13 protein-coding genes are annotated in these 13,040 nt (G+C 63.3%); 9 read left to right on the top strand and 4 right to left on the bottom strand.

Features of this window, described 5'->3' with window-relative positions; genetic code table 11:
• The first annotated feature begins 14 nt into the window (after window positions 1-14).
• Window positions 15-602, top strand: a complete 588-nt coding sequence (locus LUA85_RS12490; protein WP_231470336.1) for a TetR/AcrR family transcriptional regulator — start codon at window positions 15-17, stop codon at window positions 600-602.
• Here LUA85_RS12490 and LUA85_RS12485 read toward each other — a convergent pair.
• Complete coding sequence (locus LUA85_RS12485; protein WP_231470334.1) at window positions 586-1,311, bottom strand: folate-binding protein YgfZ; 726 nt, start codon at window positions 1,309-1,311, stop codon at window positions 586-588. The genes LUA85_RS12490 and LUA85_RS12485 overlap by 17 nt on opposite strands.
• A gap of 38 nt (window positions 1,312-1,349) precedes the next feature.
• On the opposite strand from LUA85_RS12485, the gene pyrC reads away from it, so the two are divergent.
• Entirely contained in the window at window positions 1,350-2,396 is a 1,047-nt protein-coding gene (gene pyrC, locus LUA85_RS12480; protein ID WP_231470332.1) for a dihydroorotase, read from the top strand.
• On the opposite strand, the gene rarD is transcribed toward pyrC, so the two are convergent.
• Entirely contained in the window at window positions 2,364-3,344 is a 981-nt protein-coding gene (gene rarD, locus LUA85_RS12475) for an EamA family transporter RarD (RefSeq protein WP_371823681.1), read from the bottom strand. The two genes, pyrC and rarD, sit on opposite strands and share 33 nt — an antisense overlap.
• A gap of 134 nt (window positions 3,345-3,478) precedes the next feature.
• Between rarD and LUA85_RS12470 the strand changes: the two genes are divergently transcribed.
• Together LUA85_RS12470 and LUA85_RS12465 are read left to right on the top strand one after the other, a co-directional pair.
• Window positions 3,479-3,952, top strand: a complete 474-nt coding sequence (locus tag LUA85_RS12470; protein ID WP_231470330.1) for a glycine zipper 2TM domain-containing protein — start codon at window positions 3,479-3,481, stop codon at window positions 3,950-3,952.
• 113 nt (window positions 3,953-4,065) lie between these two features.
• Window positions 4,066-4,308, top strand: a complete 243-nt coding sequence (locus LUA85_RS12465; protein ID WP_231470320.1) for a hypothetical protein — start codon at window positions 4,066-4,068, stop codon at window positions 4,306-4,308.
• 6 nt (window positions 4,309-4,314) lie between these two features.
• Here the strand turns inward: LUA85_RS12465 and astD are convergent, their stop codons facing one another.
• Both astD and LUA85_RS12455 read right to left on the bottom strand, forming a co-directional pair.
• Entirely contained in the window at window positions 4,315-5,730 is a 1,416-nt protein-coding gene (gene astD, locus LUA85_RS12460; protein WP_231470318.1) for a succinylglutamate-semialdehyde dehydrogenase, read from the bottom strand.
• A gap of 141 nt (window positions 5,731-5,871) precedes the next feature.
• Window positions 5,872-7,281: a protein adenylyltransferase SelO gene (locus tag LUA85_RS12455; RefSeq protein WP_231470316.1), complete on the bottom strand. Its 1,410-nt coding sequence runs from the start codon at window positions 7,279-7,281 to the stop codon at window positions 5,872-5,874.
• A 95-nt stretch (window positions 7,282-7,376) separates the two neighbouring features.
• Between LUA85_RS12455 and LUA85_RS12450 the strand changes: the two genes are divergently transcribed.
• The 5 genes from LUA85_RS12450 to LUA85_RS12430 all read left to right on the top strand — a co-directional run bounded on the left by LUA85_RS12450 (window position 7,377) and on the right by LUA85_RS12430 (window position 13,037).
• Window positions 7,377-8,234 (top strand): alpha/beta fold hydrolase, encoded by an 858-nt coding sequence (locus LUA85_RS12450; protein ID WP_231471862.1) that lies wholly within the window; start codon window positions 7,377-7,379, stop codon window positions 8,232-8,234.
• Window positions 8,231-9,385, top strand: coding sequence for a glycosyltransferase (locus tag LUA85_RS12445; RefSeq protein WP_231470315.1), 1,155 nt, complete (start codon window positions 8,231-8,233; stop codon window positions 9,383-9,385). The genes LUA85_RS12450 and LUA85_RS12445 overlap by 4 nt, the downstream gene beginning before the upstream one ends.
• A 129-nt stretch (window positions 9,386-9,514) precedes the next feature.
• Window positions 9,515-10,288, top strand: a complete 774-nt coding sequence (locus LUA85_RS12440) for a tetratricopeptide repeat protein (protein ID WP_231470305.1) — start codon at window positions 9,515-9,517, stop codon at window positions 10,286-10,288.
• 20 nt (window positions 10,289-10,308) lie between these two features.
• On the top strand, window positions 10,309-11,655 hold the full coding sequence (locus LUA85_RS12435) for a PQQ-like beta-propeller repeat protein (protein WP_231470302.1): 1,347 nt from the start codon (window positions 10,309-10,311) through the stop codon (window positions 11,653-11,655).
• Window positions 11,656-11,699: 44 nt separating this feature from the next.
• Complete coding sequence (locus LUA85_RS12430; protein ID WP_231470300.1) at window positions 11,700-13,037, top strand: isoprenylcysteine carboxylmethyltransferase family protein; 1,338 nt, start codon at window positions 11,700-11,702, stop codon at window positions 13,035-13,037.
• Window positions 13,038-13,040: the final 3 nt, after the last annotated feature.

Here is a 13,040-nt window from a genome sequence, read left to right as displayed (position 1 = left end):
GCGTACTTACATCGATGTCAATAAGGAAACGCCTGTCGCCGGAGGAAAGCCGGATGGCAGCACTCGAAGCAGCGCGTGGCCTGTTGGTGGAAACAGGGCCGCAAGCTGTTACGCTGAAAGCTGTTGCAGGCCGAATCGGTCGGACGCATGCAAACCTGCTGCATCACTTTGGCTCGGCATCGGGCCTGCAAAAAGCGCTGGCGAAGCATCTTGCCGAAACCATCTGCGCCACGATCCGCGATGCAGTGATCGCCAGTCGATCAGGCATCGGTTCTCCCCGCGATGTGGTGGATCTTACCTTTGATGCCTTTGGCAAGGAGGGCGCTGGCGCGCTGGCATCGTGGATGCTGCTGTCAGGCAATGAGGACGCGCTCGACCCGATTGTCGATACGATCCACGATCTGGTGGTGGATCTGGACGAGCATGGTTCGGGCATGCAGCGCAACAATACGCTCGCACTCATCCTCATGGCGCTGGGCGATGCGTTGATGGGCGGGCCGCTGGCCATAGCGCTGGAATTGCCGCGCGATTCCGCGCGCGACCGCGCCGAAAAGATGCTGGTCGAAGGACTTCAGGCTGCGCCGGTCACACAGGAGGGCTAAGGTCCATCCACGCAGGGGCGAGGTCGGCGGGAATGTCCTCGACCCGGCGATGATCGACGGCCAGCCCCAGTTCGGGATAAGCCACACGTCGCCGCGCCTCGACCGACTGGTCCAGCGGCACCACCAGCAGGCGCCGATTCACTTTATGTCGCCAGTTCATCCGCGCCGTATTTTCCTGCCCGACATAGCAGCCCTTGGTGAAGCTGACGCCGTTGAGGTCTGCCGCATTGCATTCCAGCCACAGCAGGTCGCCCAGTTCGGCCTGACCTTCGGTTACGCCAAGCCGGAGCCTGTGCGCGCGCCACGCATCGTCGGCTGGCACATCCGAATCGCTGGCAGGGGCAATCCAGCGCTGGCCCAGTGCGGCAAGGCGAGGGTCGCGCGCGCCGCCATCGCCGGGGTGATTTTCCCAATGGACAGCAAGGTCATCTGCCCGCGCGATGCCGATCTTGCGGCGCAACCGATAAAGGGTGAGCCGCTTGACCAGTGCATCGACCGCGCTGGCCTCGCAATCGAGCAACAGCCCATCCGAATCAGGCCAGACAAGGAAATCGAACAGCACTTTGCCCTGAGGCGAGAGCAACGCCGTCCACACCGGCAACACGCCCTTCACGTCGTTGGTGACAAGCCCCTGAAGGAACGAGGGCACGTCCTCATCGGGAGCTTGTGGCGATAGGCGGATCAGCGCGCGGTCGAAAAGACGTGTCATGGCTGGAACATAGGAAGCGCCGGGGCTAAGGGGAAGCGATGACCGACAAATTGACGATCCGCCGCCCCGATGACTGGCATGTGCACTTGCGCGATGCCGACGTGCTCAAGGGCGTGGTTCCTTACACCGCCCGCCAGTTCGCCCGTGCGATCGTCATGCCCAACCTCAATCCGCCAATGACCGATGTGGCAGGCGTTGCTGCCTACCGCGATCGCATTCTCGATGCCCTGCCCGGCGGCAGCGATTTCGTGCCGCTGATGACGCTGTATCTGACCGACGGCACCGATCCTGCCGAAGTCGAGCGCGGCTTTGCATCTGGTACGTTCGTGGCGGCCAAGCTTTACCCAGCGCACGCCACCACGGGGTCCGCGCATGGCGTGACCGACATCCGCAACATCTACCCCGTGCTGGAAAAGATGCAGGCCATCGGCATGCCGCTGCTGATCCATGGCGAGGTCACCGATTCGCACGTCGACATTTTCGACCGCGAAGCCGTGTTCATCGAACGCACCTTGCTGGCCCTTGTGGCAGACATGCCCGCGCTCAAGATCGTGTTCGAACATATCACGACCGAGGAGGCAGCCCAGTTCGTTGAAAGTGCAGGGGAGACCATTGCCGCCACGATCACGCCGCAGCACCTTCATATCAATCGCAACGCGATGCTCGTCGGCGGCATTCGCCCGCATGCCTTCTGTCTTCCGGTGGCCAAGCGCGAGAAACACCGGCTGGCACTGCGCAAGCTGGCAACATCGGGCTGCTCGCGCGTGTTCCTTGGCACCGACACGGCGCCCCATGCCAAGCACCTGAAGGAAGCGGCCTGCGGTTGCGCAGGGATCTTCAACGCACCCTTTGCGCTGGAAAGCTATGTCACCGTGTTTGACGACGAAGGCGCGCTTGAAAGGTTCGAGGCATTCGCATCGCTCAATGGCCCGGCGTTCTATGGCCTGCCGGTAAACAGCGGCACGATCACGCTGGAAAAGGGGCAGGTAACCGTGCCCGACATGGTTGATGCCAACGGCACAACCATCGTGCCGTTCCATGCGGGCGAGACGCTAGGCTGGCGTATTGCCGACGCTTTGGCGTGAACGCCGCAGCATGTCCCAGGTGTAAAGTGCGATAGCCACCCAGATCACGGCAAAACACGCCAGTCGCGTGGGGTCGAGCGTTTCTCCGAAAACCGTCAGGCCCAATACGAAGCTGAGCGTGGGTGCGATGAATTGCACGAAGCCCAGCGTCGTCAACGGCAGTGCGCGTGTGGCCACGGCAAACAAGGTCAGCGGAATGGCCGTTGCAACACCGGATGCGACCAGCAATGGCGTGATAGTGCCGCCGATTGAAAGGCTGGAACCCTGCCCACTGACCGCAGGCACTGCCACGATGGCCAGAGCCGGCAGGATCAGCAGGATCGTTTCCACCGTCAGGCCCGGCACCGAACCCACCGGCGTCTGCTTGCGGACGAAGCCATAGAACGCAAATGTGAATGCCAGCGATAGAGCCACCGCGAGCGTATCGACCGCACCCGCCAGCAGGATCGCGATTCCCGCGCCCGCCAGGGCCACCGCGCTCCACTGTACACGGCTCAACCGTTCGCCCAGAAACATCGTGCCAAGCAGGACATTGATCAGCGGGTTGATGTAGTATCCCAGGCTGGTGGCAAGAACGTGGCCGTTGTTGATCGCCGTCACGAAGATCAGCCAGTTCGCACCGATCAGCGCGGCGCTCAGGCAAAGCAGGCCAAGGACGCGCCGATTTTGGAAGGCGGCGCGCAGTTCCGCAACTTGCCTTTGGCGAACGGCAATGAACAACAGGCAGACCGGCAAGGTGAACACCACCCGCCAGCCGACCAGTTCCAGTGGTGGCACGGCATGCAGCGCACGGAAATACAGCGGGAGCAGGCCCCAGATGGCATAAGCGGCAACCGCAGCGGTAATGCCGCGCCGCATCGCGGGCGAATGGTTCATGCCAAGCGCCTTGGCAGCATCGCGGCGTCTCGCCAAGCCCCTGCCGGGCTGCAATTCATCGGCACTTGCCATCGCTTTGTCGCATTTTTCAATTCTGACACTGCGGTTGCGATCCGTTCAGGTTTGGATGCGTAAACATGAACCAACGCAGACTTCAGGACGATCCCGGAATGCCCGGACCGTCCTTTGAATTAAGGAGAAGGCCCATGATCAATCTCAAGAACGCAGCCCTCGCGCTCGTTGCGGCCTCGACCGTGGCGACCGCAGTCCCGGCCATGGCTGCAACGCCGGTTCACGGTCCTTCCGCCGTGGTTGCCACGGAATGGAACCAGGGCTGGAATGGCGAGCGTTGGGAGCACAATCGCGATCGTCGAGAGTGGCGCGGTGACCGCGACTATGGTCGGGGTTACGACCGCAACAATTATCGCGGAAACGACCGCCGTTACTATGGCGATCCGGTCTATCGCAACACCCGCGTCTGGCGCGGCAACGATGGCCGCACGTACTGCCGCCGGTCGAACGGCACTACCGGCCTGCTGATCGGTGGCGCAGCGGGTGCGCTGCTGGGCCGCGAGGTTGCTGGCGATTACGGTGACCGGACGCTTGGCGCCATCCTGGGTGCCGCCGGTGGCGCGCTGCTGGGTCGTGAAATTGACAACGGCGGATCACGCTGCCGCTAAATACAAAAGGTTACTGACCGTCCTTCGGGTCGCATCGAAAGGTCGGCAGGGGAGCGCTTCACTGCGGTGGGGCGCTCCCTTTTTGTTAACCACACCTGGCGTAATGCCGCCGGATGCACTTCCCGCGTTTCCTGTTGCCGACGCTGACGTTTGCGCTCGCCGCCTGCGGGCCTGCTGCGCTCGAACAGGATGGTGAGCCACTCGATCCGGTCATGGCCGAAGCGCTGGAAGGCCAGTTGATGGTCGATCCCGACCTGTCGCAACAGAACTTGCGCAATCTGGCGATCATTCCCGGCGGGCCGATCGATCCTGCTCTGCCTTTGCCCGATCCGCCGTTGCCTGATCGGGCTGACTGAGGCCCCTCAATCGCTGCGCAGGCCCACGCCGATGCTGGCGCGCGGCTGGTCCATCTCGGTCGAGGCAACCGGATAGGCACAATAGTCCGCTGCGTAATAGGCGCTGGGCCGGTGATTGCCCGAAAGGCCGACGCCGCCGAACGGTGCGGCAGAGCTTGCCCCGTTGGTCGGGCGGTTCCAGTTGACCACGCCTGCGCGAATATTGGCCCAGAAGCGGTTGTAGTCCTGCGGTGTGCCGCCGATCAGCGATGCGGAAAGGCCGAAGCGGGTGTTGTTCGCCTCGGCAATCGCCTCGTCGAAATCATCGACCTTGATGACTTGCAGCAGCGGCCCGAACAGTTCCACGTCGGGCCGTTCGGCCACGCCGGTCACATCGATGATGGCAGGTGAAAGGAACGGCAGGTCATCGCGCAGCCGCACCATGTGCTTGATCGGACGCCCGCCGGATGACAGCAGGTAGACGAAGCTTTCTGTCAGGCCATCGGCAGTGCGGTTGTCGATCACCGGACCCATGAACGGCGGCGGATCATCGAACGGTGCACCGACGATGATGCGATCGGCCAGGCGCTTCACCCCGTCCACCACTTCATCGAACAGCGATGCCCTGACGATCAGACGCCGCGCAGCCGTGCAGCGCTGTCCGGCGCTGGTGAACGCCGATTGCACGATCAGCGATGCCGCGTCCTGCATCTTGGGCGTGTCCCACATCACGATGGGATTATTGCCGCCCATTTCGAGCGCAACCATCTTGCCCGGATTCGATGCAAGTTTGCGGTTGATCGCAATGCCGGCATGGGCAGACCCTGTGAACAGCACACCGTCGATGCCATCGTGTGCTACCAGCGCCTGTCCTGTTTCCGGTCCGCCGATCAGGACCTGCACCACAGCGGCGGAAATGCCCGCGCGGTTGAAGCACAGCGCCAGCAGTTCGCCCGTCGCGGGCGTTTTTTCCGAAGGCTTGAACACCACCACGTTGCCCGCGATCAGCGCGGGCACGATGTGGCCGTTGGGCAGATGCGCAGGGAAATTGTACGGTCCCAGAACCGCCAGAACACCATGCGGCTTGTGGCGCAGCGCGGCCGTGCCCTGAAGCGCGGAATCGAGTTTGCGCTGCGATGTGCGGTCGGCATAGGCGCGGACCGAAATTTCGACCTTGTTGATCACGCTTTCAACTTCGGTGCGCGCTTCCCACAGCGGCTTGCCCGTTTCGCGCGCGATCAGCGTGGCCAGCTTGTCGGATTCCTTGCGCACTTCATTGGCGAAGCGGCGGACCAGTTCGATGCGCGTGGCCAGTGGTTGCGCAGCCCAGGCAGGCCATGCCCGCCGCGCCCGCGACACCACTTCGTCCACATCTCCAACCTTGCCGCGCCACAGTTCTGCGCCGGTCGCGGGTTCATAGGATACGATTTCGGCAACTGCCACGGATCAGCCTGTCTATATCTCGTGTTCTTACGAACGGTGGACCGGTCGCCAAGCGGAGTAATAGCGCCGCTCCGGTTACCGATTAAACAATATTCATCTGCCCGACCAGTGCCCCCGCGCTATTTCAGGCAGCATGCGATTTCAGGCAGGCACATGGCCCGCCGGTTCCGGCGGTGCGCTCATGGCTGCACCCATGCGCCGGATCGCAGCCACCTTGGCATGAAGAGCCGACCAGTCGTCATCCTCGGCGATGGGGCGCCAGATCGCCTCGACCTCGTCGATCAGCATGGATTGGGGCGTACTGTCCGTCCAGTAGGGGTGATCCCGCTGCGTCGCGACATAGGGTTCCAGCGCAGCCTTGAGCGCGCCCGCTTCTGCCGTATCGGGAAATGGCCCGCGCCCGCCACGATGGGCAAAGAAGAACGCGTCCGGTCCCGCGCCGCTGTTCCCCATTGCCTGCTCGCAGGCACCGATCAGGGCGGTATCCTCGTCCAGCCCGCGCTGTTCCACGCCCAGCCGCCAGCACCAGCGCCGCGCCATTGCCCGCTGATACAGTTCAGGAAAGCGGTTTAGCGCCTCGATCAGTGGCGCCGCCTCGACCAGCGAACGCAGCGCCACCGCCAGTTGCCCGCAATTCCAGTGAATCGCTTCAGGCTGACGGCCATAGGCGTACAGGCCCTGATGATCGAAATAGGCGGCGGTGAAGCTGGCATCCCATTTGGGCAGCCAGCGCCATGGACCGTAATCAAAGCTTTCGCCGGTCACGTTCATGTTGTCGGAATTGAGTACGCCGTGGACGAAGCCCGCCACCATGTAGCTGGCTGCCAGGTCGGCCATGCGTTCGATCACCTGGTTGAAGAATCGCACCGCCGGATGCTGCGCATCGGGAAAGGCCGCGCCGGGGAAGTTTTCGAGGCAATAGGCCACCAGTTGCGCCATCTCGTCTTCAAGCTGGAGCGCGCCCAGCCGTTGGAACGTACCGATGCGGATGTGCCCGTGGGACAGGCGGACCATCACCGCGGAACGCGTCGGCGAAGGTTCGTCACCGCGATAGAGCGATTCGCCCGTTTCGATCACGCTGAACGTGCGGCTGGTGTTTACGCCGAGCGCGCCGAGCATTTCCGTAGCGAGAATCTCTCGCACGGCGCCTTTCAGTGTCAGGCGTCCGTCGCCTTGCCGGCTCCACGGCGTCTCGCCCGATCCCTTTGTGCCAAGGTCCATCAGGCACCCATCGCCATCCAGCATCTGTGCGAATGTAAACCCGCGGCCGTCGCCCAGTTCAGGATTGTAAACGCGGAACTGGTGCCCGTGATAGCGCAGCGCCAGCGGCTGCGGCATGTTCCCCGGCAGGGCGGCAAACCGTCCGAAGTGGCGCACCCATTCGTCGTCGGTCAGCGAGGCAAGGCCGACGTCGGCTGCCGCGCGGTCGTTGCGCCAGCGCAGACGGGTTTCCGGGAAATCAGCAGCCCGCACCGGATCGCCGATCCAGTCCGCCAGGGCAAGGATACGGGGCGATGCGCGATAGATCGCGTCTTGCGGGAGCGGCTGCATCCGGCAATAGTGGGCACGGCGCGGCTCACCTGCAAGCAGGCGCGTCTGATTTAGGCTCCGAACCGGGGCAGGCAAAGGGCGGTTTCACCACGATCATGGCCGATTTTGAAGATCGTCACTGGACCAGCGCCGACGGGTTGCGTCTGCATTTCCGCAATTATGATGGCGATACCGGCCGTCCCCCGGTGATCTGCCTGCCTGGCCTGACACGCAATGCGCGCGATTTCGAAGGCCTTGCTGCCCTGCTTGCAGGCAAATGGCGGGTGCTGTGCCCTGAAATGCGCGGGCGCGGCGATAGCGATTATGCCAAGGACCCGATGACCTACAATCCACTGCAATATCTCCAGGACGTGGAGCTATTGCTAGCGCAGGAAGGGATCGATCGCTTCGTATCCATCGGCACGTCGCTCGGCGGATTGCTGACGATGTTGCTGGCGGTCAGCAATCCGGCGCGGATCGCGGCAGCGGTTCTGAACGATATCGGCCCCGAACTTTCCGCGGCCGGTCTCGAACGCATTCGCGGCTATGTCGGGCAGGGGCGCAATTTCGAAACGTGGATGCATGCGGCCCGCGCGCTTCAGGAAAGCAACGGCGATATCTACCCCGATTGGGAAATCACAGACTGGTTGCGTTATGCCAAGCGCCTCATGGCCCTTGGCACCGGCGGACGCATTGCCTTCGATTACGACATGAAGATCGCCGAACCGTTCGAGACGCCGGCAGGGGCCGCGCCGCAAGTCGATATGTGGCCGATGTTCGATGCGCTGGCCACGAGGCCCTTGCTGGTTCTGCGGGGTGAAACCTCGGATATTCTGGCGGCCGACGTCGCCGCGAAGATGGCGACGCGAAGCGGCGTGGACCTCGTCACCCTCCCGCGCATTGGCCATGCGCCGACTCTGGACGAGCCGGAATCGATCGCGGCCATCGAACGGCTGCTCCAGCGCGCGGCATGAAGACTTCTGGAAAGGCCGCACCGCTCAAGGTGCTGCACCTCCATTCCACATTCGACGCAGGCGGCAAGGAACGTCGCGCGGTCGCGCTGATGAACCGCTTCCGCAATGGGGTGGAACATCACATCGTGTCGGCTCAGCCCGGCGCGATGGGTGCCAAGGGGCTGATCGACAAACGCGTTGCGGCATTCTTTCCGTTCGGCTTCCCGGCGCTCGCGGGCAAATTGCGTATCGCCCGGATACAGAAACTCGCCCGCGCCATGCAGAGCTTCGACCTTATCCTGACCTATAACTGGGGTGCGATGGACGCGGTGCTGGCCCATGCCGTGTTCGGCCCGATGATGGGGCTGGCACCGCTGGTTCATCACGAAGACGGTTTCAACGCCGATGAATCGGGCGGCCTGAAGCGTAGTCGCAACTGGTATCGCATGGTCGCGCTGTCACGCGCCTCGGCGCTGGTGGTGCCTTCGTGCCAGTTGGAAGACATCGCGCTGACGGTGTGGCGGCAGCCGCGCGGGCGGGTGCAGCGCATTCCCAACGCTATCGATACCGCAGCCTATGGCCGCAAGCCCAAGCCCGACGTGCTTCCCCGCGTGGTCAAGCGCGCGGGTGAGCGGTGGATCGGTACACTGGCGGGGCTGCGGGCGGTCAAGAACCTGCCGCGCCTTGTTCGCGCGGTGCCGGGTCTGCCGCCCGAATGGCATCTGGTGATCCTGGGCGAAGGGCCTGAGCGCGATGCGATCGCCGCTGAAGCCACCCGCCTTGAAATCGGTCACCGCGTCCATCTGCCGGGCCATGTTGCCGATCCGGCAGCGGCGGTGGGCCTGTTCGATCTGTTCGCGCTGTCTTCCGATAGCGAACAGGCCCCGCTTTCGGTGATCGAAGCAATGGCTGCCGGCCTTGCCGTCGCCAGCCCTGCCGTGGGTGACATTGCCGAGATGGTGAGTGACGCCAACCGCGCGTTCATCACCCCGCCGGGAGACGATGCCGCTCTCGCCGAAGCCGTTCTGGCCCTTGCGGCAGACGATGTCCTGCGCCGTCGGATCGGCGATGCCAACCGCATCCGTGCGCGGGCCGAATATGATGAAAGCGTGATGGCGACCCGCTATGCCAGCATCTATGCTGCGGCGCTTGGGCGGGCATCGTTTCTCTGACGGTGCTTCAGCCAGCGTTCACGCGCGATTCCTAGAGAATCAATTCCGTTGAAAAGGTGGTCCCATCCGCTAAACACCGCGCCAGACAAACGCTAGCAACCGTCAACCATAAATCCTGAAAGCGCTGACTTGGCTCTCCGTCCCGACCGTCCGCAGACCCGTTCCGATCAGCTTGCCGCTCGCGGCGATGGGCAAGGCTCGCCACAGGGCGATGCCTTCCTGCGCGAGGTGGACGACGCGCTGCGCGAAGATCAGGTGTTCACTGCGCTGCAGCGCTATGGCAAGCCGGTGGGGGCCTTGATCGTCGCTGGCCTGCTCGGTCTTGCTGGCTGGCTCTGGTATCAGAACCACAGCAATACCGTGGCGGGCGAACAGGGCGAAGTGCTGACCAAGGCGCTCGACCAGTTGGAAGCGCGCAATCTCAAGGGCGCGTCGGGCGAACTGGCGCCGCTCGCCAAGGATAGCGGCGATGGCTACCGCGCCACTGCCAAGCTGCTCGACGCGGGCATTCTGGCAGAGCAGGGCAAGACCGACGAAGCCGCCAAGGCATTTGCAGCGGTAGCCGCCGATCCCGATGCGCCGCAAGTTTTTCGCGATCTGGCAACGATCCGCGAAGTGGCGCTCACCTTTGACAAGATTGGCCCTGAAAAGGTGATCGAACGGCTCAAGCCGCTGGCCGTGCCGGGCAATGCCTGGTTCGCCAGCGCGGGCGAGGTGGTGGGCACGGCCTACCTCAAGCAGGGCAAGAACGATCTTGCCGGCGCGCTGTTCGGCCAGATCGCCAAGGAAAAGACCGCCCCGGATTCGCTGCGCCGCCGCGCCCGCCAGATGGCCGGGCTGCTTGGCGTCGACGCTGTCGAGGATGTGAGCGAAACCACGCTGGCAGCGCCAGCGGCACAATGAACACGCAAGGACGCCTGACCATGAAGTCTGCCCCCACCCTTCGCCGCGCTGCTGTTGCCAGTGTGCTGGTTCTCGCGCTGGGGCTGGGCGGCTGCGGCATCATTGGCGGCAAGGACAAGGCCAAGACCACGCCGACCGTGGGCCAGCGTACCCCGATCCTTTCAAAGATCGAAGCGGGCACCAAGATCGATGAATCGATTGCGCTGACGCAGGTTGTCCTCCCCGCACCGGAAGTGAACGCCGATTTCGCGCAGGGCGGCGGCAATGCTGCCAAGTCCTACGGTCATGTCGCGCTCGGCGATTCGCCGCGCAAGGCGTGGAGCGTCGGAATCAAGGGGTCCTCCTCTTCACGACGTCTCGCGGCCTCGCCGGTCGTCGGTGGCGGCAAGCTGTTCGTCATGGACACCGAAGGTATGGTTCACGCTTTCGATGCTGCGACCGGCGCGCGCGCATGGGCCACCAAGGTCGAAGCCGAAAAGCAGAATTCCAGCTCCACTTTCGGCGGCGGCGCAGCCTTCGATGAAGGCGTGGTCTATGTCACCAATGGCGTGGGCGAAGTGGCCGCGCTCAATGCCGCAGATGGTGCAATCAAGTGGCGGGTAAAGCCAGCCGGTCCAATGCGCGGTTCGCCCACAGTCGCGTTCGGGCAGGTCATGGTGATGACGCAGGACAATCAGATCCTTGCACTCAATGCCGAAGATGGCGCGGTTCTCTGGAACGAAAACGCCTCGGTCGGCCAGACCAACGTGTTTGGCGTGGCGGCTCCGGCTGCCGGGCAGGGCACCATCGTTGCGGGCTATTCGTCCGGTGAACTGGTCGCCTATCGTTACGAAAACGGCCGCCAGCTCTGGGCCGACGCGCTGGCGCGCACCAGCATCGCCACCAGCGTTTCCACGCTGACCGACATCGACGCCGATCCGATCATCGAACGCGGCCGCGTCTATGCTCTGGGGCAGGGCGGACGCATGGCCGCTTATGAACTCGTCACCGGCCAGCGCATCTGGGAACTCAATCTGGCAGGCATTTCCACTCCTGCCATTGCGGGCGACTGGATTTTCACGCTCACCGACGAATCGAAGCTGCTGTGCATCGCCAAGGCCAACGGGAAGGTCCGGTGGATGACCGAGCTGCGGCGCTTCAGGAATGAAAAGAAAAAGAAGAATCCGATCTTCTGGACCGGCCCGGTGCTTGCAGGCAATCGTCTGTGGGTTGCCAATTCGCGCGGCGAGGTGATGAGCGTATCGGTTACCGATGGCACGGCCAGCAAGTTCACCGAAGTCGGTTCTGCGGTCAGCCTCGCGCCGATCGTCGCCAACCAGACGCTCTACATTCTGGACGATGGCGGCAAGATCACCGCTTTCCGGTAATCACAACGGATTGCTAACCGTTACGGCTTAAGGACTTGGGCGCAATGACTACGCGCCCATCCCTTCCGCCGTCAGACGTCTCTGCAGGCGTTGGCCTTGCCGGTCTTGCAGGCCTTGCCTTCTGGGTGCTGGTCTGCCGCTTCTGGCCTGCGATTGCCGATGCATTCGCATTTCCCGGCCCTCATGCAGTTATGGACGGGCCGATGGCGGCGCTTTGCGCGCTGCTGTTCTCCGGCGCTGGTATGGTCGGCTGGTCGCTGATCGTGGACAAGGTTCACCGCCGCGCTTCCACCGGAATCGACTGGTCGACCCCGCGCCCTTTGCGCGATATCCTCGATATCTCGATCACCAAGATCGCCGGGCTGTGGGCGACATGGGCGCTGATCGGCTTCGCCTATTGCATCGCGCGCTGGTATTGGCGCGGGCAGTATGTGTTCGCGATGGAGGTGCTTGAAACGGCGGTCCCGTTCCTGTTCTTGGGCGCGATCCCTTATGTGCTGTGGCTCGACCGGGTTCTGGTAAACCCGCGTGATGGGGCATGGCATTTTGGCGCGATGCTGATCGGGCGCGAACCGTGGGAGCCTGAGGAAGTCAGGCGGCACTGGCTGGCGTGGATCGTCAAAGGCTTTTTCTGCGCCTTCATGATCTCGATCGTGCCCGGCGGCTTTGGCGCGGTTGTGCGCTTCGATTGGTCGCACGCGTTCCACGATCCGGTGGAACTGGCCACGCTGCTGATCGAAACGATGTTCATGATCGACGTGCAGATCGCCATGGTCGGCTATCTCGTCACGATGAAGCCGCTGGACGCGCAGATCCGCACCGCCAACCCGCACCTTGGCGCATGGGTGGCCGCGCTGATGTGCTACCCGCCGTTCATCCTGATGGGCGATGGCGATGTCCTCGATTATCGCCAGAACGGTGCAGAGTGGGCTTATTGGCTTCAGGGGCACACCGAATTGCTGTGGCTGTGGGCGGGCGCGCTGATCTTCCTGACGGCGGTCTATGCCTGGGCGACCGTCGCGTTCGGTCTGCGTTTCTCGAACCTCACCTATCGCGGTGTCCTGACCAACGGGCCTTATGCCTTCACGCGGCACCCGGCCTATCTGTCGAAGAATGCCTACTGGTGGCTGGCATCGCTACCGTTCCTCGTCACCAGCGGTTCAATGGTCGATGCGATCCGCAATACGGTGATCCTCGCGCTGGTCAGCGCGGTATATTACTGGCGCGCGCGAACCGAGGAGCGGCACTTGCTCGCCGAAGACGCAAAGTATCGCGAATATCACGCGTGGATGGCGCAGCATGGCCCGATTACGCGCAGCTTGCGCCGCCTGACGTCCGCGATCACCCCCAGGCGGCCCATGGCGGTTCAGCCCGCCGAATAGCGG

It is taken from the genome of Novosphingobium sp. CECT 9465 (genome assembly GCF_920987055.1).
In the GTDB taxonomy this organism is placed as follows: Bacteria; Pseudomonadota; Alphaproteobacteria; order Sphingomonadales; family Sphingomonadaceae; genus Novosphingobium.
Note: the sequence above shows the minus strand (reverse complement) of the source record. Positions and strands in the feature narration are given on the sequence as shown.

Bases quoted from the DNA above. Each gene is read 5' to 3' on its own strand.
- LUA85_RS12490 (WP_231470336.1), top strand. From the start codon at position 15: ATGTCAATAAGGAAACGCCTGTCGCCGGAGGAAAGCCGGATGGCAGCA.
- LUA85_RS12485 (WP_231470334.1), bottom strand. From the start codon at position 1,311: ATGACACGTCTTTTCGACCGCGCGCTGATCCGCCTATCGCCACAAGCT.
- pyrC (WP_231470332.1), top strand. From the start codon at position 1,350: ATGACCGACAAATTGACGATCCGCCGCCCCGATGACTGGCATGTGCAC.
- rarD (WP_371823681.1), bottom strand. From the start codon at position 3,344: ATGGCAAGTGCCGATGAATTGCAGCCCGGCAGGGGCTTGGCGAGACGC.
- LUA85_RS12470 (WP_231470330.1), top strand. From the start codon at position 3,479: ATGATCAATCTCAAGAACGCAGCCCTCGCGCTCGTTGCGGCCTCGACC.
- LUA85_RS12465 (WP_231470320.1), top strand. From the start codon at position 4,066: ATGCACTTCCCGCGTTTCCTGTTGCCGACGCTGACGTTTGCGCTCGCC.
- LUA85_RS12455 (WP_231470316.1), bottom strand. From the start codon at position 7,281: ATGCAGCCGCTCCCGCAAGACGCGATCTATCGCGCATCGCCCCGTATC.
- LUA85_RS12450 (WP_231471862.1), top strand. From the start codon at position 7,377: ATGGCCGATTTTGAAGATCGTCACTGGACCAGCGCCGACGGGTTGCGT.
- LUA85_RS12445 (WP_231470315.1), top strand. From the start codon at position 8,231: ATGAAGACTTCTGGAAAGGCCGCACCGCTCAAGGTGCTGCACCTCCAT.
- LUA85_RS12435 (WP_231470302.1), top strand. From the start codon at position 10,309: ATGAAGTCTGCCCCCACCCTTCGCCGCGCTGCTGTTGCCAGTGTGCTG.
- LUA85_RS12430 (WP_231470300.1), top strand. From the start codon at position 11,700: ATGACTACGCGCCCATCCCTTCCGCCGTCAGACGTCTCTGCAGGCGTT.